General features: G+C 64.5%; 12 protein-coding genes. 8 read left to right on the top strand and 4 right to left on the bottom strand.

All coding sequences use genetic code 11. From position 1 onward, the window contains the following. Positions 1-358 precede the first annotated feature (358 nt). From IC608_RS14755 to IC608_RS14745, 3 genes are read left to right on the top strand one after another with little or no spacing between them, the layout of a single operon-like run. A complete protein-coding gene (locus IC608_RS14755; protein ID WP_248306425.1) occupies positions 359-2,239 on the top strand; it encodes an autotransporter assembly complex protein TamA in 1,881 nt (626 codons plus the stop codon). Continuing rightward, complete coding sequence (locus IC608_RS14750) at positions 2,239-6,597, top strand: translocation/assembly module TamB domain-containing protein (protein ID WP_191777079.1); 4,359 nt, start codon at positions 2,239-2,241, stop codon at positions 6,595-6,597. Before IC608_RS14755 ends, IC608_RS14750 begins: the two co-directional genes overlap by 1 nt. 19 nt (positions 6,598-6,616) lie before the next feature. Further along, positions 6,617-7,219: an SAM-dependent methyltransferase gene (locus tag IC608_RS14745; protein ID WP_191777070.1), complete on the top strand. Its 603-nt coding sequence runs from the start codon at positions 6,617-6,619 to the stop codon at positions 7,217-7,219. A 128-nt stretch (positions 7,220-7,347) separates the two neighbouring features. On the opposite strand, the gene IC608_RS14740 is transcribed toward IC608_RS14745, so the two are convergent. From IC608_RS14740 to IC608_RS14725, 4 genes are read right to left on the bottom strand one after another with little or no spacing between them, the layout of a single operon-like run. Then, the gene (locus IC608_RS14740) at positions 7,348-9,210 is read right to left on the bottom strand and encodes an extracellular solute-binding protein (protein WP_191777068.1); all 1,863 of its coding nucleotides are present in this window, start codon (positions 9,208-9,210) and stop codon (positions 7,348-7,350) included. 29 nt (positions 9,211-9,239) lie between these two features. Further along, entirely contained in the window at positions 9,240-10,856 is a 1,617-nt protein-coding gene (locus tag IC608_RS14735) for an ABC transporter ATP-binding protein (RefSeq protein WP_191777066.1), read from the bottom strand. Next, positions 10,853-11,983, bottom strand: a complete 1,131-nt coding sequence (locus tag IC608_RS14730; RefSeq protein WP_191777064.1) for an ABC transporter permease — start codon at positions 11,981-11,983, stop codon at positions 10,853-10,855. Before IC608_RS14730 ends, IC608_RS14735 begins: the two co-directional genes overlap by 4 nt. After that, complete coding sequence (locus IC608_RS14725) at positions 11,980-13,077, bottom strand: microcin C ABC transporter permease YejB (protein WP_191777062.1); 1,098 nt, start codon at positions 13,075-13,077, stop codon at positions 11,980-11,982. The genes IC608_RS14730 and IC608_RS14725 overlap by 4 nt, the downstream gene beginning before the upstream one ends. Positions 13,078-13,274: 197 nt before the next feature. On the opposite strand from IC608_RS14725, the gene IC608_RS14720 reads away from it, so the two are divergent. The 5 genes from IC608_RS14720 to sucC all read left to right on the top strand — a co-directional run bounded on the left by IC608_RS14720 (position 13,275) and on the right by sucC (position 18,077). After that, the gene (locus tag IC608_RS14720) at positions 13,275-13,508 is read left to right on the top strand and encodes a hypothetical protein (protein ID WP_191777060.1); all 234 of its coding nucleotides are present in this window, start codon (positions 13,275-13,277) and stop codon (positions 13,506-13,508) included. A 120-nt stretch (positions 13,509-13,628) separates the two neighbouring features. Beyond that, positions 13,629-14,273 (top strand): AprI/Inh family metalloprotease inhibitor, encoded by a 645-nt coding sequence (locus IC608_RS14715; RefSeq protein WP_191777058.1) that lies wholly within the window; start codon positions 13,629-13,631, stop codon positions 14,271-14,273. A gap of 273 nt (positions 14,274-14,546) precedes the next feature. Beyond that, entirely contained in the window at positions 14,547-15,671 is a 1,125-nt protein-coding gene (gene zapE, locus IC608_RS14710; RefSeq protein WP_191777055.1) for a cell division protein ZapE, read from the top strand. Between the two features lie 153 nt (positions 15,672-15,824). Further along, positions 15,825-16,787: a malate dehydrogenase gene (gene mdh, locus IC608_RS14705; protein WP_191777053.1), complete on the top strand. Its 963-nt coding sequence runs from the start codon at positions 15,825-15,827 to the stop codon at positions 16,785-16,787. A 90-nt stretch (positions 16,788-16,877) separates the two neighbouring features. After that, positions 16,878-18,077: an ADP-forming succinate--CoA ligase subunit beta gene (sucC, locus tag IC608_RS14700; RefSeq protein ID WP_191777051.1), complete on the top strand. Its 1,200-nt coding sequence runs from the start codon at positions 16,878-16,880 to the stop codon at positions 18,075-18,077. Positions 18,078-18,093: the final 16 nt, after the last annotated feature.

Below are 18,093 nucleotides of genomic sequence, written 5' to 3'. Positions count from 1 at the left end.
CTGGCCCGGCGGCTGGCGCCACGTCAATTCCCAGTTCGGACGATCACTTCAACCCTCGACGTTCGACTGGCCGGAGGTGCCCGGAGTTCGGGGCCGGCGTGACCATCCGGCAACGTCTTGAGGCGCAAAACCCGACGGAGGCACAAAGCGGGTGGTCCTTTGGGCATGCCCAGCCTAAACTTGCCCTCGAATTGACGCCATTGTGGCGAGGAGTGTCCTCGCCGGTCGTGGCGGGACGGCAGGTTTAACGCAATCTTTCCGTCCGTGGGGCAATCTAACGCTTCGCTTTCTGGTTGAAGCGTAAAACGGGCAGGATGGACCACTGCAAAGCGCGCGTCTGGTAACGAGTATTGGCGCCTTGTGCATTTCTGCGGCCGCGCTGGCTGTCGCGGTTGCGCCGGTGTCTGCCTTCGAATTTCTGGGCATCACGCTCTTCGAGGACCAGTCCGACAAGGACGCAGAGGCGGTCATCGTCGATCCTCAACCCTACACCGTGACTTTCACTTCCAGTGAGGGCGGTACGGTGGAAAGTGCCCTGCGGGACGCCTCGGCCCTGATGCGCGACCAGGACGAACCGGCCTCGGGCGCTGCCGGTTTGATTGCCAAGGCCAAGGGCGACTATCGCCGTTTGCTGGCCGCGCTCTATAACCAGGGCTATTACGGCGGTACCGTCAGCATCCGCATCGGCAACAGCGAGGCCGCCAATCTGGCGCCCGACGTGAACCTCCCCGATCCCGTGCCGGTCACCATCGTCGTCACGGCCGGGCCGCTCTTCACCTTCAACGACGTCGCCATCGTCAACCAGGCACCGCCGACCAGCGATCCGGACGACCAGGTCGAGCTTCCGGTGATGCGCGGCTATGGCGCCGGCGAGGTCGCGCGGTCATCTGTGATCTTGGCGGCCGAACAACTGGCTTTGCAGGCTTGGCGCGAGCAGGGCCATCCCAAGGCGGAAATCGTGTCGCGCGACGTGGTCGCGGATCACGCAACCAACACGGTCGACGCCACCATCACGATCAACCCCGGCCCCTATGCTGCCTTCGGGCCCGTCACCGTTTCAGGCACCGAGCGCATGAACCCGGAGTTTGTCGCCCGGCAGACCGGCCTCCGCCCAGGCATCGAATACGATCCCGATACGCTGGAGCGGGCGCAGAAGCGGCTGGATCGGCTGGAGGTCTTCAGTTCGGCCCGGTTCGAAGCCGCGGAAACCGTGCGCAGCGACGGGCTGTTGCCGTACACGCTTCTGGTCGATGAACTACCCGGCCGCCGTTTTGGTGTCGGCGCCACCTATTCCACGGTCGACGGGCTGGGTCTGGAAGCCTATCACCTCTGGCGGAACCTGTTCGGCCAGGCCGAACGGCTTCGGCTTGACGCCCGCGTTGCCAGCATCGGCTATCCGGTCAACACCGAAGAGTTCGACTATTTCGTCGGCGGCACCTTCACCAAGCCGGGTTTCCTGTCACCTGATACCGATCTGGTCGCCGCCGTCTCGGCCGAGCGCACGCTCTATCCGACCTATTCGGAAACGTCCGCTTCGGCCAAGGTCGGCCTGACGCACTACTTCTCCGACGAGATCACCTTCGAGGGTGGCGCCACCTTCAAGCGCGCCCGCTTCGAGGACGATTTCGGCACGCGCGACTTTGCCACGGCCGGTCTTTACGCCGGCGCCACCTACGATGGCCGCGACAGCACGGTTGACCCCACCGAGGGCTTTTACGCCTCGGCCAATGTCGAACCCTTCGTGGACCTCCTCGGCGGCAAGCCGGGGGCTCGACTCGTCATCGAGGGCCGAACCTATTTCGGGTTCAACCCCGACGACGCGTTCGTGCTTGCAGGCCGCATCAAGGCCGGCGCGCTCGTTGGCCCCTCGCTCAATGAAATTCCTCCCGACAAGCTGTTCTTTGCCGGCGGTGGCGGCTCCGTGCGGGGCTATGGTTACAAGTCGATCGGCGTCGACGATGGTTCTGGTATCGTCACCGGCGGACGCTATCTTCTGGAAGGCTCGATCGAAGCGCGCGCCAAGGTGACGGAGGATATCGGCGTCGTGGGCTTCCTCGACGGTGGCTATGTGGCCGCAGACACGTTCCCAGGCCTTGATGACCTGCGCCTGGGGGCAGGCGTGGGCATCCGGTACTATACCGGCCTCGGGCCGCTGCGGCTCGATGTGGCCTTGCCGCTCAACAAACGGCCGGGCGACCCGGACTATGCGATCTACGCCGGCATAGGGCAGGCCTTCTGATGACCAAGCTTGTCCCCAACCCCTTGCGCAAGCCGCGCCGGCTGCTTCTGGCCGCCGCCATCGCCCTTCCTGCGGTCGGGGTGCCGGTGGCGCTTGTTGCTCAGGACGTGCAGTCCATGAGCAATGAAGAGCAGAAAAGCTGGCTCACCAATCTGGTGCAGGACCAGTTGTCGACACCGGAGCGGCAGATCAGCATCTCCAATATCGACGGCGCCCTGGGCTCGAACGTCTCGATCCGCCAGATCACCATCGCCGATCAGGAAGGCGTCTGGCTGCGCATCAACGACGTAGCGCTCGACTGGAACCAGGCGGCGCTGTTCACCGGCCGGCTCGAGGTGCGCTCGCTCAAGGCGGGCTCCATCGAGTACATCCGCAATGCTGTTCCCGCCGAGGGAGCCGTTGATCTGCCCCCGCCGGAGGCCACCGGTTTCGAAGTGCCCGAGTTCCCCGTCGCCATCGAGATCGGCGAGTTGGCGGTGCCCAGCGTCAGCTTCGGCGCCAGCGTCTTTGGCCTCGGCTCGGAAATCTCGCTTGCGGGGGCCATGACGCTCGAAGGCGGCAATCTCGATGCCAAGCTCGATATCGAGCGTCTTGACGGTCCCGGTGGCACGCTCAACCTCGATGTCGGCTACCAGAACGAGAGCCAAGTCCTCGATCTTGCGCTCGATCTCAATGAACCTGAAAACGGTGTCCTGGCCAATCTTCTCAACATCGAGGGACGCCCGGCGGTCGAATTGTCCCTCAAGGGCACCGGCCCGGTCGCCAATCTCGATACCGAGCTGCATCTGCGCGCGGACGGGCGGGAAGCGCTGGGTGGCAGCGCCACGATCCGTCAGCAGCCGGAAGGTTACGCCGTGTCGACGGAACTGGCCGGCCCCCTGTCGACGCTGATTGCTGGTCCCTACCGTCCGTTCTTTGGCGAGGAGACGCGGCTCGGCGCCAAGGCGCTGGTGCGTGATGACGGTGGGCTCGACATTTCGCAGTTCACCCTCTCGGGCGGGCAATTGTCGGTCTCGGGCATGGCCCGCACCACGAGCGACAACTTTCTGTCCCGCCTCAAGCTTGATGCCACGATCGCCGATCCGGCCAGTACGGCGGTCACCTTGCCCGTCCCGGGCGGCGCGACCAAGGTCGACGGCGCCAGAGTGGCCATCGACTTCGGCGCCAATGACAGCGGCGACTGGTCGGCCACTGTTGATGTGAACGGGCTGTCGACGCCACAGTTTGCCGCCGACCGCTTCGCCCTTTCGGTGGGTGGCGTCGCCGAAAACATCAACGATCCCGCCACGCGCCGGGTCACCTTCAATGGCGATGGCACGCTGTCGGGCATCGTCGCCGATCCAGCCATCGAAGCGGCCCTGGGCGACAGCGTCGGCCTGGGCATTGCCGGTTTGTGGAACGCCGGTGAGGCGATCCAACTCGCCCAGTTCCGCATCGCCGGCGCCGCGCTGGCTCTGGATGCCAAGGGCCAGATCGACGGGACCGATTTTGACGGCGATATCAGCGTCGAGACCTCCGACATTGCGCCATTCTCGCTGCTGGCCGGCCGGCAGCTGGGCGGCGGACTGACGCTCACGGCCAGCGGGCAGGTCATGCCGCTCTCGGGTGGGTTCGACCTGATCTTCGACGGTGAGGGACGCGATCTCACCGTTGACGATGCCGTGGCCGATCGGCTGCTCGAAGGCACGGTCTCCCTCTCCGGTCGCCTGGCGCGCACCGAAGCCGGCATCTCGGCCGATGATTTCCGCGTCGCCAACGCCCAGGTGCAGCTCAATGCCGATGGCACGATCGCCAGCGAGGCATCGGACTTCACCGTCGCGCTCGATCTCGCCGATCTGGCGCTGATCTCGGACCAGGCCAGCGGCAAGCTCTCCGTGCGCGGCTCGGCGCGCTCCACCGGCGCCGATCAGCCCCTGATGCTGGTGCTCGACGGCACTGTTCCGTCAGGCCGTCTTGCCGGTCGTACGCTGCGCGATGGCAAGCTGGCTGTGGCCGCCTCGGTGCTGGACGGCAAGACGGCCGGCGACGTCACCGGCTCTGCGATGCTGGATGGCTATCAGGCGCAGTTGGCAACCAATTTCTCGGCCGACGAGACGCAGCAGGCGCTGTCCGACCTTGAGTTCGACATTGCCGGCGCGCGCCTCACCGGCGCGATCACGCGGGCCGTCGAGACCGGCCTCCTGGATGGGCGGATCGACGTGGCCGCGCCCGACGTGTCCCTGGCCGCAGCGCTGTTGCTCAGTGAAGCATCCGGTTCGGTCAATGCGGCGGTCGTGCTGACGCCCGAAAACGGCAAGCAAACTGCAGCGGTCACCGCGAATGCCGCCGATCTTAGGATCAACGGCATTGCCGTGGGACGCGCCGATATCGCCGCGACCGTTTCCGACCTCTTCGCAGTGCCCGTCGTGAACGGCACGGCCACGGCGCAGCAAGTTGTCGCCGGGGGCGTCACCATCAACACGCTTGAGGCCAAGGCGAGCCAAAGCGGGGACACTACGCAGTTCGATGCGCAGGCGGCTCTCGCAACGGGCACCGATGTCGACATTGCCGGCGCGCTCTCGCCGATCGAGACCGGCTATAGCCTCGCCCTCGATCGCGCCGCCCTGACGCAGGGTACACTTTCGGCGCGCCTTGCCACCCCGACGCGGCTGGTGGTCAGCGGCCACGCGGTGTCGCTCGATGCCGTGCGCTTCAATGTGGGTTCGGGCAGTATCACGGCCAGCGGCAATGCCGGCGACCAGCTCGACGTCGTCGTGGACATCTCCGATCTGCCGCTCTCCATCGCCAATGCGGTCATGCCGAGCCTGGGGCTGGCCGGCACGGTCAACGGGCGCGCGACGATCTCCGGCAGCGCGGCCGATCCTCTGGTGAATTTCGAGGCGCGGGCGAGTGGCGTCAATGCCGCGTCCATCTCCTCCTATGGCATTGCGCCGCTGAACCTGTCCGCCTCCGGCAGCTATCGCAGCCAGGTGGTGACGCTGGATGCAGTGTCCGCCAACGGCGCGGGCGGACTCTCGGTTTCCGGTTCCGGCCGCGTGCCGCTTGCCGGACCCGGCGTGTCACTGGCGCTGACCGGGTCGGCGCCCTTGAGTCTGGCCAATCGCTTCGTTGCCGATCGTGGCGGTCAGTTTTCGGGCACCATCACCATCGACGCCCGCGTCCAAGGGAGCCTCACCAGCCCGCAATTCGGCGGGTCGGTCTCCACCAGCGGGGCGGGCTATGTCGACCCTGAACTGAACCTGCGGCTTACCAATATCACCGGGCGGGCAAGCCTTGCGGGCGATCGGGCCACTATCGAACAACTGACCGCCAATCTTGCAACCGGCGGCAGTGTCTCTGCGTCGGGCAGCATCGGCATCACGGGCGCCATGCCCGCCGACGTCTCGGTGCGCCTCAACTCAGCGCGCTATGCCGATGGCGATCTGTTCGTGGCGACCGTTTCGGGTGGGCTGCGGCTGACCGGCAATCTCACCGGCACGCCCTTGCTCTCGGGCGATGTGTTTGTCGAACAGGCCAACATCACCGTGCCGGAAAGCCTTGGCGGCGGGGCGCAACTGATCGATGTGCGGCACAAGCGGACGCCGCGCGACGTGGCGCAGACCCTGGCGAGGGCCAAGGTGGATGCAGGCGGTGCTCCGGTGCCGCAGACTCGTTCGCCCGGCCTGTTGCTCGACGTGCAGCTCAACGCCCCCAACCAGATCTTCATCCGCGGTCGCGGCCTCGACGCGGAAGTGGGTGGTTCGGTGCGCCTGACCGGCCCGCTCAATAACATCCAGCCAGTGGGAGCCTTCTCGCTCAATCGCGGCCGCCTCTCCATTCTCGGCCAACGGCTCGATTTCGAGAGCGGGACGGTGACGCTGGTCGGGGACCTCGATCCGCAGCTCAACTTCGTGGCGCGTACCCAGACCGATGACATCACGGTGTTCATCACGGTCACCGGCCGCGTCTCGGAGCCCGACATCACCTTCAGCTCGAACCCGACCCTGCCGCAGGATGAGGTATTGAGCCGCCTGATCTTCAAGCGCGGCATGGGCGAACTTTCCCCGATCCAGCTGGCACAGCTGGCGGCGGCTGCCGCCGAGCTCGTGGGCGGGGGCGGCAATGGCGGGCTCGTCGACAGCCTGCGCGGCGCGGCCGGTCTCGCCGATCTCGATGTGGTCACAGATGCGCAGGGCAATGTCGGCGTGAAGGCCGGCACCTACATCCAGGACAACGTCTATCTCGGCGTCACCGCTGGGGCGAACGGCAACTCGAAGGTCACCATCAACCTCGACGTCACCGACGATCTCGTCGTCAAGGGCGCCGCAGGGCAGGATGGCAATTCGAGTGTCGGTGTGTTCTACGAACGGGACTACTGATCCTTTTCGGAGACAACCGATGAGTTTCTGGGACGAACGCTACGACCGGCCCGACTATCTTTTCGGAGAGGCAGCCAACGCTTTCCTCGCTGGGCAGGTCGAGCGGCTGAAGCCCTACAGGACGGCGCTGGCGATTGCCGATGGCGAAGGTCGCAACGGGGTGTGGCTGGCCGAGCAGGGGCTGGACGTCCTCAGCCTCGATGCCTCGGCGGTGGCCCTGCAAAAGGCGCGCAACCTGGCAGGCCGGCGCGGTGTCCACCTCAAGACCGAACTGATCGACATTGCCGACTACGACTGGCCCGAGGGCCAGTTCGAAATTGTCGTCGGCATCTTTTTCCAGTTCGCCGAGCCGGCGCTGCGCGAGGCCATCTTTGCTGGCATGATCCGCGCGCTCGCGCCGGGCGGCCTGTTGCTGATCGAAGGCTATACGCCCAAACAACTCGAGTACGGCACCGGCGGGCCGGGGCAAGTTGAAAAGCTCTATACCGAGGCGTTGTTGCGGAGCGCTTTCGCCGCCCTCGAGATCATCGAACTCAGGAGCTACGATGCCGAGGTGGACGAAGGCGCCGCACATAAAGGCATGTCGGCGCTGATCGATCTGGTCGCCAGAAAGCCGCTTTAGCTCCAGCCTCGCCAGCTCAACAGGTGCCTCGGTAGACCTCATCCCGAGCCCGTCGTAACCTCATCCTGGGCCCGTCGAAGGACGGGGTTTCGACAGGCTCACCATGAGGTCTCCGAAAGGTACGTCTCCTATTCCCCGCCGCCGGTCTTTGCAGCTTTGTCCGCGTCCCACCACCAGATGGTCGGGAAGCCGGAAGAAAATTCCGGCACCGGTTCGGGGTGCGAATAGCGGTTCCATCGGGCGGTGCGGGAATAGGTCAGGGCATAGCCCGGGATGACGTAGTGGTTGGCGAGCAGCACGCGGTCGAGGGCAGCGACGGCCGCCAGTTGCGTATCGCGATCCTTGGCCGCGATCAGCTTGGTGATCAGCGCGTCGACGCCGGGGTCGGCAATACCGGCATAGTTCTGGGCCCCTTCGTCATCCACCGTGCTCGAGCCGAAGAAGTAGCGCTGCTCGTTGCCGGGTGAAAAGCTTTGGTCCCAGCCGCCATAGATCATGTCGTAGTCGAAGCTGCGCAGCCGGTTGATGTATTGCGGCGTGTCGACCATGCGGATCGAGACGGCGATCCCGATCTGCCCCAGATTGGTCTTGAGGTTGGTGGCGATGGGCTCGAGCGTCGGCTGGTGCATGAGGATCTCGAAGCTGAGCTGTGTGCCGTTGGCATCCACCAGGCGCGAGCCGTCGAGCCTGTAGCCGGCTTCGGTCAAAAGGCCGAGCGCCGTGCGCAGGTTCTCGCGCAGCTTGCCTGGATCGCCGCTCACCGGATTGCTATAGGGCTCAGTAAAGACGCGCGCCGGCACCTTGTCCTTGATGCTCTGAAGAATATCCAGTTCCTGCCCCTCGGGCAGGCCCTTGGAGGCAAACGGCAGGTTGAAAAAGTAGCTGTCGATGCGCTGGTACTGGTTGAAGAAGACGGTGGCGTTGAGCTGTTCGAAGTCGAACGCATAGTTCAGCGCCTCCCGCACCCGCTCGTCCTTGAATTTGTCGCGCCGCATGTTGAAGATGAAACCGGTCATCTCCCCGCTCTGGGCATAATCCTGCGGGAACTCCTCGCGCACCACGCGACCGTCCGTGACGGCCGGGAAATCGTAGGCGGTGGCCCAGCGGCGCGAGATATATTCGCTCCAGAAGTCGATCTGGTCGCCCTTGAAGGCCTCGAACGTCACCGATTCATCGAGGAAATACTCGTAGCGGATTTCGGCGATGTTGTTGGCGCCGATCTCGGTAGGGTGATCCTTGCCCCAGTAATTGTCGGCCAGCGTATAGCGCACCGTCTTGCCGGCCTCGAAACTCGAGAGTTCGTAAGGACCCGAGCCCATGGGTGGCTCCAGCGTCGATTGGCCGATATCGCGCTGCTTGCCACTCTCGTCGGTACCTTCCCACCAGTGCTGCGGCAGCACCATGGTCTGCCCGAGAATGTCGGGCAATTCTCGGTTCTCCCCTGTCTTGAAGGTGAAGGTAACTTCCCCCGGCGCAGTGACCTCGGCTCCCGTCACGTCGGCGTAATATTGCGCCACGTTGGGGTTGAGCTCGACCAGCTTGTTGAAGGACCAGACCACGTCCTCCGCGGTCACCGGCTCGCCATCGTGCCACTTGGCCTCGGGGTTCAAGCGGAAGGTAACTGAGGTGTAATCGTCGGCGATCTTCATGGCGTCGGCCAGAAGTCCGTAGCTGACATTGACCTCATCGAGCGAAGAGGTGAACAGCGTTTCATAGACCAGGCCCAGTCCCGAGGCCGCCTGGCCCTTGGGCAATAGCGGGTTGAAGGTGTCAAAGCTGCCGCGCGCGCTGAGGCGCAGGAGGCCGGTCTTGGGCGCATCGACATTGACGTAGTCGAAGTGGGAAAAGCCTTCGGGATATTTGGGCGTGCCGTTGACCGAGGCGGCGTGGACCCAGACGCCGGTAGGGCTCTGCGCCAGGGCCGGTGCTGAAAGTCCAAGCGTTACAAGCGCCCCCAGGAGCATCGTCTTGAACAGTGATCGCAGCGTCATGGCGGTATCTCCTGTGGGTGGCGGAAACTCTAGTCGGTTTGCGGGGCGCCGGGCAATTGGTGGGGCGTTTCCGAAAAGGCGGCGGCCAAGAGCTGGCGCGTGTAATCATGCTGCGGTGCGGCAAAGATCGCGTCCGCCGCGCCGGTCTCGACCACCAGGCCGTCCTTCATCACGATCAGCCGATGGGCCAGCGCCTTCACCACGCGCAGATCGTGGCTGATGAAGAGATAGCTCAGGCCGTGCCGCTGCTGGATGGCGCGCAGCAGATCGATGATCTGCGCCTGGATCGAGACGTCCAGCGCTGAGGTGGGTTCATCAAGCACCAGAAAGGCGGGTTCCAGCACCAGCGCCCGGGCGAGCGCAATGCGCTGGCGCTGACCGCCTGAAAATTCGTGCGGATAGCGGCCGGCGGACCCGGGGTCCAGTCCGACTTCGCGCAACGCCGCGTCGCGCTTATCCGCCCGCTGCGGCGCGTTGAGGTCAGGCCGGTGCACGCGCAACCCTTCTTCAACGATCTCGGCCACCGACATGCGCGGGCTGAGCGAGCCGAACGGGTCCTGGAAGACGATCTGCATGTGCTTGCGGAATGGCCGCAATGCCTTGCCCGATTTTTCGTCGATGGCCTCGCCCAGAACCACGATGCGTCCCTCGGACCCGATCAACCGCAGCAGCGCGTACCCCAGCGACGACTTGCCCGAACCACTTTCGCCGACGACGCCCAGCGTTTCGCCGCGGCGGACCGAAAGGCTCACGCCGTCCACTGCCTTGATGTGGCCCACTGTCCGTCGCAGGAGGCCGCGGCGGATGGGAAACCACACTTTCATGTCGCTCGCCGAAACCACTTCGGGGGCATCGGCGGGCGGCGCGAGAGGTTTTCCCTGCGGGGCAGCGGCCAGCAGGTGCCGGGTGTAGGCATGCTGCGGCGCCGAAAAGATTTTCGCCGTGGGGCCAGTCTCGACAATCTCGCCTTTGGTCATGACGCAGACGCGGTCGGCGATCCGCCGCACAATCGTCAGGTCATGGGTGATGAACAGCATCGCCATGCCTGTCTGGCGCTGCAGATCCTTGAGCAGCGCGAGGATTTGCGCTTGTACCGTCACGTCGAGCGCGGTGGTCGGTTCGTCGGCGATCAGCAGTTTTGGATCATTGGCCAGCGCCATGGCGATCATGACGCGCTGGCGCTGCCCGCCCGAGAGCTGATGCGGGTAGTCCTCGAGCCGGCGCTGCGGGTCGGGAATGCCGACGGCATCGAGCAATTCGAGCGTGCGCCGCCGCGCTGCCTCGCGCCGCATGCCCTGGTGCACCGCCAGCACCTCGCCGATCTGCCGACCCACTGTATGCACCGGGTTGAGCGAACTCATCGGCTCCTGGAAGATCATGCCCACCCGATTGCCGCGCACAGCCCGCAGCCCCGGTTCGGGCAGTGTCACAAGGTTTTGCCCCTCGAAGGCGATGCTGCCAGCAAGCGATGCGGCCGGCGGCAAAAGGCGCAGCACCGAGAGGGCCGTCACCGACTTGCCCGAGCCGCTTTCGCCCACCAGAGCCAGCGTTTCGCCCGCTTCGATGTCGAAGCTCACCTTGCGCACCGCCTCGAAGGCGCCGAAGCCGATGGAGAGGTCGCGGACCGAGAGCAGGGGGCCGCTCATGCGAAGGTCTTTCGCGGATCGAAGGCATCGCGCACTGCTTCGCCGATGAAGACCAGCAGCGTCATCATCAGGGCGAGGGTGAAAAAGCCGGTCAGCCCCAGCCAGGGCGCCTGCAGATTGTCCTTGCCCTGCGCCAGCAGTTCACCGAGCGAGGGCGAGCCGGGCGGCAGGCCGAAGCCGAGGAAATCGAGCGAGGTCAGTGTTGCCACCGAGCCCGAGAGAATGAACGGCATGAAGGTCAGCGTCGCGACCATGGCGTTGGGCAAGAGGTGCCGCCACATGATGGTGCGATCGGAGACGCCGAGCGCCCGGGCGGCGGTGACATATTCGAAATTGCGGGCGCGCAGGAATTCGGCCCGCACGATGCCCACCAGCGCTACCCAGGAGAACAGCAGCAAAATGCCCAGCAGCACCCAGAAGCTCGGCGCGATGACGCTCGAGACGATCAGCAGCAGGTAGAGCGCCGGCACCGAGTTCCAGATTTCGATCAGCCGCTGGAAGATGAGATCGACCCAGCCGCCGAAATAGCCTTGCACGGCGCCCGCCACCACGCCGACGACCGAGGAGAGAATGGTTAGAATGAAACCGAAGAGAATGGAGATGCGGAAGCCGTAGATCAGCCGCGCCAGCACGTCGCGGCCCTGGTCGTCGGTGCCGAGCCAGTGGAAATTGCCCCAGTTGCACGCCGGGTCCGCCACGCCCATCGGATAGTTGGCGCAGGCAGCGTCGCGGCTCAGCATCCAGGTCGGCGGGTTGGCGCCCGATGTCGGCAGGTAGATGTCCACCGTCTGGTAGCTGAAATGCACCGGCGGCCACAATGCCCAACCATTGGCCGCGATCTCGTCGGCGATGAAGGGCTGGCGATAATCGGTGGTCGCGAGGAACCCGCCAAAGGTGGATTCGGGGTAGGTGACGAAGGCGGGAAATAGTGTCTCGCCCTTGTATTGCACCACGATTGGCCGATCGTTGGTGATGAACTCCGCGCCCAGCGTCACGAGGAACAGCACAAGGAAGATCCAGAGGCTCCACCAGCCGCGGCCATTGGCGCGGAAATTGGCGAGCCGGCGCCGGTTGAGCGGCGAAAGGGTCATCTTTCTAATCGGGGCAGGGGAGGCAAGCACGGTCATGCCGAGCGGCCCTCGAAATCGAGCCGCGGGTCGACCCACATATAGGCGAGGTCGGAGATGAGCCCGATCACCAGCCCGAGCAGCGAGAAGATGTAGAGCGTGGCGAAGACCACCGGATAGTCGCGCGTCGTCACGGCCTCGAAGCCGAGCAGCCCCAGCCCGTCGAGCGAAAAGATGGTTTCGATCAGCAGCGAGCCGGAAAAGAAGACGCCGATGAAGGCGCCGGGGAAGCTGGCGATGATAAGCATCATGGCATTGCGAAAGACGTGGCCGTAGAGCACCCGGTGCTCGGTCAGGCCCTTGGCGCGCGCCGTCGTCACGTATTGCTTGCCGATCTCGTCGAGAAAGGAATTCTTGGTGAGCAGCGTCGTCGTTGCAAAGGCGCCGAGACCCATGGCGATGATGGGCAGCACCAGATGCCAGAAATAGTCGAGGATTTGCCGCCACCAGGGGAATGTCGCCCACCCCGGGGAGGTCAGACCGCGAAGCGGGAAGATGGACCAGAAGCTGCCGCCCGCGAACAGAACGACCAGCGCGATAGCGACGAGGAAGCCGGGCACGGCATAGCCGACGATGATGATGGTCGAGGTCCACACGTCGAACCGCGATCCGTCGCGCACCGCCTTGGCAATGCCGAGCGGAATGGAAATGCCATAGGCGATCAACGTCATCCAGAGGCCGAGCGAGATCGACACCGGCATCTTTTCCTTGATGAGGTCGATCACCGAAATGTCGCGATAATAGCTCTCGCCGAAATCGAAGCGCAGATAGCTCCAGAGCATGGTGCCAAAGCGCTCGAGCGGTGGCTTGTCGAAGCCGAACTGCTTTTCGATGCGCGCGACGAGTTCGGGCGGCAGGCCCTGGCTGCCGCGATAGCCGGTTTTGCTGTCGCCGTTGGTCTGGTTGACCCCCAGATCCCCCGAGCCGCTGCCGGTGATGCGTTCGGTCATCGAGACATTCTGGCCCGAAAGATTGGCCAACGCCTGCTCGACAGGACCGCCCGGCGCGAACTGCGTGATGAGGAACGAGATCGCCATGATGCCGAACACGGTCGGGATCATCAGAAGCAGGCGGCGGATAATGTAGGCGCCCATGCCTTCTCCGGCGGAAACACTTGTGGCCACTGTTCGCCAGCCGCAGGGGACCGGCAAATCACCAAGCGGTGAAGCCATCGCCCTAAAGCATCATGCCGCTGCCCGGTGTGCAAGCGGCGCGGCGGCTTGGCCATCACCGCATTTGCGCTTGCCCACAGGCCATTTCCCGTTACAACTCAAGGGAGAAGGAGATCGCCATGCGCTTCCAGACGGTCGCCCAAGTCAAGAATCCGGGGGTGGTGCGGGTGCTGCTGGTTGCGCTGCGGGCGCACGGCTTCCACCCGCTGGAACCGCGCGACGGTGGTCTGCCGGGGGTGCCTAACCTCTTCGGTCCGGAAGGCATTGCCATAGATGTTCCGGAAGACGAAGCAGAAGACGCAACTCTTCTGGTCGCCGATCTATTGAAGGACATGGATAGTGCGGCCTCGTAAATCGGCCACATTGCTCGCGCAGCACTGTTGTGCGGGATGGGCAATTGAACCGAACGGGCGTCTGGGCTAAAAGCCGCCCAAAGAGTTAATTCCCTTAAGCCCTCGGGGCAGGAGTGTACAATGCAGGTTTGGAAGCGCGGCGCTTCTTCCGGTGCAGGATTGGCGATCGTCGCCCTTGTGGTGGCAGGCTGCTCATCGACCGCCGGTACCAATACGTCCAATCTCAACGTCATTGGGGCGCCTCCACAGGCGCAGCCCGTGCAGTCGTCCACCGTGCAGCAGGGTTCGCTACCCGCGATCGGCGCGCCCGGCACACCCACGCCGAGCCTCTCCGGTCAACCGGTGCTTGGCGGTCAGAGCACTGCCACCAACACGGCCATGGCCTCCAATTCGCAGATCACCACCGGCGCCAGCGTCGGCACGGCACCCACCGCGACGGCCAGCACCGGCTCGATCACTACTGTCGGCGCTCCGATGGCAACCGGTGCGTCCACCGGACCGGAAGGCACCTGGAACGTCGTTGCCGGCGGCCAGACTTGTCGCCTCAACCTGCCGATGACCGCCAAGACGGGCACGAACTACTACCGCGCTTCGGCTCCCGGCTGCACCGTGCCGCAGATTGCCTCGGTCACGGGCTGGCAGCAGGTGGGCAGCCAGTTGCAGCTTTATGATGACAACGGCAACATCGCTGCTTTCATGGCCCCTTCCGGTGGCCGCTATATCGGCACCATCAGCGGCGGCCAGGCCGTGTCGATGGCTCGCTAAGACGAGAGGCCCGCCCATCGGGCCGGCTTTTTGTTGGCTGTGCTGCGAGCCCGTCCCAGACACCCACACCGGTCACCCCCGCGAAAGCGGGGGCCTCCGTTTGAGCCCACGCACCAGGGCGCTGCCCTGCATCCGGAACGGCTTCTGCCGCGCGACGTCATCGCATTTCCAAGCCACGACGATTATTGACGGACCTCCTCACGTGAGTTGCTCCTGGACAGGCGGAGATGACATCTTTGAGAACTGCATGAGGTCTATAGAGTGAACGCCGGCATGCAGGCCCCCGTCCGCAGCGCTTATGACGCGCTTGTCGCGCGGGACGCGCTGACGGCAGATCCCGCCCAACGCGACGCCGCTCAAGAACTCGATCGCGTCCTGGCGGACCTGCTGGCCGCCCGGCCGAGGCGCGGCTTTCGCGGCCTCTTCGAAAAACCGGCCAAGGTGCGGGGCCTTTATCTTCATGGCGAGGTCGGGCGCGGCAAGACCATGCTGATGGACCTCTTTTACGAGGCCGTGCCGTTCCGCCAGAAGAAGCGTGTGCATTTCCACGAGTTCATGGACGAGGTGCATACCAAGGTCGCCGCTTTCCGTAAGTCACCCAAGGGGAGCAGTGACGACGCCGACCCAATCGAAGCGGTGGTCAAGCCGATACTGGCGACGGGCCTCAGGCTGTTGTGCCTCGACGAATTCCACGTGCACGACATCACCAACGCCATGTTGCTCGACCGGCTGTTCAGCAAGCTGTTTGCCGGTGGCCTCACGCTCGTTGCTACCTCCAACGTGGTGCCGGATGAGCTTTACAAGGATGGGCTCAACCGGCAGCTCTTCCTGCCCTTCATCGCGCTCCTGAAGCGCAACTGCGTCGTGCTGGCGCTGCCTGCGGAGCAGGATTACCGGCGGCTCAAGTTTGCCGGTCAGCAGGTCTACGCCTTCGGTACCGGGCCGGACGTCAAGGCGGCGATGGACCGGCTCTGGCTGCGCATCACGGGAGGCGACCCGGGGCACCCGGGCGCCGTCGAAAGCATCGGCCGCTCCATTCCCGTTCCCGCCATGGCCATGGGCGCCGCCCGCTTCGGCTTTGTCGATCTCTGCGAAAAGCCGCTCGGGACCCGGGATTTTGTCCGCATCGCGCACCAGTTCGATTCGGTGCTGATCGATGGGGTGCCGCAAATGGACCGCACCAAGTCCGATGCGGCCAAGCGGTTCATCCTGCTCATCGACTCGCTCTACGACCGCGGCGTCAAGCTCGCCGCCAGCTTCGCGGTGCCACTCGACCAACTCGGGCGAGACGACAAGACGGCGTTCGAATTCCAGCGCACCATCTCGCGGCTCACGGAAATGCAGTCCGAAGAGTATCTGGGCAAGGGGCTGCGCGATGCCGTGGAATCGCCCAATTGAACAGTTGCGCACCGACACGATGCCGAACCGGCAGGCCCCCTTCGCCCATCGGCAATGCCGAATTGCGCCTTACGACGAACGGTTCACTTGCCCGAGGTGGCCCACAGGGTTAAGACGTGCCCCAATTCTACCTGCAGCTTGGGATGAGGACTTATGGCCCGCAAGAAAATTGCCCTAATCGGTGCTGGACAGATCGGCGGTACGCTGGCTCTGCTGGCGGCCCAGAAGGAACTGGGTGACGTCGTCCTGTTCGACGTCGTCGATGGCGTTCCGCAGGGCAAGGCGCTGGACCTGGCGCAGTCCGCTCCCCCGCAGGGCTTCAATGCCTCGCTGAAGGGCACGTCCGAATACAAGGACATCGAGGGCGCCGATGTCGTCATCGTCACTGCCGGCGTGCCGCGCAAGCCCGGCATGAGCCGCGACGACCTCCTCGAAATCAACCTCAAGGTGATGGAGCAGGTGGGCGCGGGCATTGCCAAGTATGCCAGGGACGCGCTCGTCATCTGCATCACCAACCCGCTCGACGCCATGGTCTGGGCGCTGCAGAAGTTCTCCGGCCTGCCCACCAACAAGGTGATCGGCATGGCGGGCGTCCTCGACAGCTCGCGTTTCGTGCATTTCATCGCCGAAGAGCTGGGCGTGTCGGTGGAAGACGTGTCGGCCTTCGTGCTCGGCGGCCATGGCGACACCATGGTGCCGCTGGCCCGCTACTCCACCGTCGCCGGCATTCCGCTGACCGACATCGTCAAGATGGGCTGGCTCTCCAAGGAAAAGCTCGAAGAGATCATCCAGCGCACCCGTGACGGCGGCGCCGAGATCGTCGGGCTGCTCAAGACCGGGTCCGCTTTCTACGCCCCCGCTGCATCCGCCATCGCCATGGCCGAGAGCTATCTCAAGGACAAGAAGCGCATCCTGCCCGCCGCCGCCTACCTCAATGGCGAATACGGCGTCAAAGGCACTTATGTCGGCGTGCCTGTGCTGATCGGCGCCAATGGCGCAGAGAAGATCATCGAGATCACGCTCAATTCGGCCGAGCAGAAGGCGTTCGACAAATCGGTCGGTGCCGTCGAAGGCCTGATCGAAGCCTGCCAGAAGATCCAGCCCAAGCTGGCCTGATCGCCTCTCAGCCGCCGGCCCCGTTCGGCGGCTGTTGCTTTCCGGCGGCCTCTCGCCGGCTCCTTTCTGCCCATTCCCAAGGGGAACCAGATGAACATCCATGAACACCAGGCCAAGGCGCTGCTGAAGGAATACGGCGCGCCCGTCGCCCAGGGCGTCGCCATTACCTCGGTCGACGAGGCCAAGGCCGCGGCCGAGCAGCTTCCCGGTCCGCTATACGTGGTCAAGTCGCAGATCCACGCCGGTGGCCGGGGCAAGGGCAAGTTCAAGGAACTCGGGCCCGACGCCAAGGGCGGCGTGCGCCTCGCCAAGTCGGTGGATGAAGTCATCGCCAACGCCCGCGAAATGCTGGGCAACACCCTCGTGACCAAGCAGACTGGCGAGGCCGGCAAGCAGGTCAATCGCCTCTATATCGAGGACGGCGCCGATATCGCGCGCGAGCTCTACTGCTCGCTGTTGGTCGATCGCGCCACCTCAAAGGTCTCCTTCGTGGTCTCCACCGAAGGCGGCATGGACATCGAAGCCGTGGCCGAGCATACGCCTGACAAGATCATCACCGTCGCGATCGACCCCGAGGCCGGGGTCACCGCCGGCGACGTGAGCAAGATCAACACCGCGCTCAAGCTCGACGGCGCCGCCGCGGAAGACGGCAAGTCGCTGTTCCCGATCCTCTACAAGGCCTTCACCGAAAAGGACATGAGCCTGCTCGAGGTGAACCCGCTGATCGTCATGGAAGACGGCCACCTGCGCGTGCTCGACGCCAAGGTCTCCTTCGACAACAACGCCGCCTTCCGCCACGAGGAACTGAAGCCCCTGCGCGACCTTTCCGAGGAAGACGCCAAGGAAATCGAGGCGTCCAAGTACGACCTCGCCTATGTGGCGCTCGAGGGCAATATCGGCTGCATGGTCAACGGCGCGGGCCTGGCCATGTCCACCATGGACATCATCAAGCTCTATGGCGCCGAGCCTGCCAACTTTCTCGACGTCGGTGGCGGCGCCTCCAAGGAGAAGGTGACGGCCGCCTTCAAGATCATCACCGCCGATCCGGCCGTGAAGGGAATTCTCGTCAACATCTTCGGCGGCATCATGCGCTGCGACGTCATTGCCGAGGGCGTCATCGCCGCGGTCAAGGAAGTCGGCCTCAAGGTTCCGCTGGTGGTCCGTCTCGAAGGCACCAACGTCAAGGAAGGCAAGGCCATCCTCGACAATTCGGGCCTTGACGTCATCTCCGCCGACGACCTCGACGACGCCGCCCAGAAGATCGTCGCCGCCGTCCGCAAGGCCGCCTAAGCCCCTCGAAGAGAGA

Source organism: Devosia oryzisoli (genome assembly GCF_014837245.1).
GTDB lineage: Bacteria > Pseudomonadota > Alphaproteobacteria > Rhizobiales > Devosiaceae > Devosia > Devosia oryzisoli.
This window is presented reverse-complemented; position numbering and strand designations above follow the sequence as displayed.

What these genes read in the sequence shown, in the direction of transcription:
- IC608_RS14750 (WP_191777079.1), top strand. Translation starts at nt 2,239, where the DNA reads ATGACCAAGCTTGTCCCCAACCCCTTGCGCAAGCCGCGCCGGCTGCTT.
- IC608_RS14745 (WP_191777070.1), top strand. Translation starts at nt 6,617, where the DNA reads ATGAGTTTCTGGGACGAACGCTACGACCGGCCCGACTATCTTTTCGGA.
- IC608_RS14740 (WP_191777068.1), bottom strand. Translation starts at nt 9,210, where the DNA reads ATGACGCTGCGATCACTGTTCAAGACGATGCTCCTGGGGGCGCTTGTA.
- IC608_RS14735 (WP_191777066.1), bottom strand. Translation starts at nt 10,856, where the DNA reads ATGAGCGGCCCCCTGCTCTCGGTCCGCGACCTCTCCATCGGCTTCGGC.
- IC608_RS14730 (WP_191777064.1), bottom strand. Translation starts at nt 11,983, where the DNA reads ATGACCGTGCTTGCCTCCCCTGCCCCGATTAGAAAGATGACCCTTTCG.
- IC608_RS14725 (WP_191777062.1), bottom strand. Translation starts at nt 13,077, where the DNA reads ATGGGCGCCTACATTATCCGCCGCCTGCTTCTGATGATCCCGACCGTG.
- IC608_RS14720 (WP_191777060.1), top strand. Translation starts at nt 13,275, where the DNA reads ATGCGCTTCCAGACGGTCGCCCAAGTCAAGAATCCGGGGGTGGTGCGG.
- IC608_RS14715 (WP_191777058.1), top strand. Translation starts at nt 13,629, where the DNA reads ATGCAGGTTTGGAAGCGCGGCGCTTCTTCCGGTGCAGGATTGGCGATC.
- zapE (WP_191777055.1), top strand. Translation starts at nt 14,547, where the DNA reads ATGCAGGCCCCCGTCCGCAGCGCTTATGACGCGCTTGTCGCGCGGGAC.
- mdh (WP_191777053.1), top strand. Translation starts at nt 15,825, where the DNA reads ATGGCCCGCAAGAAAATTGCCCTAATCGGTGCTGGACAGATCGGCGGT.
- sucC (WP_191777051.1), top strand. Translation starts at nt 16,878, where the DNA reads ATGAACATCCATGAACACCAGGCCAAGGCGCTGCTGAAGGAATACGGC.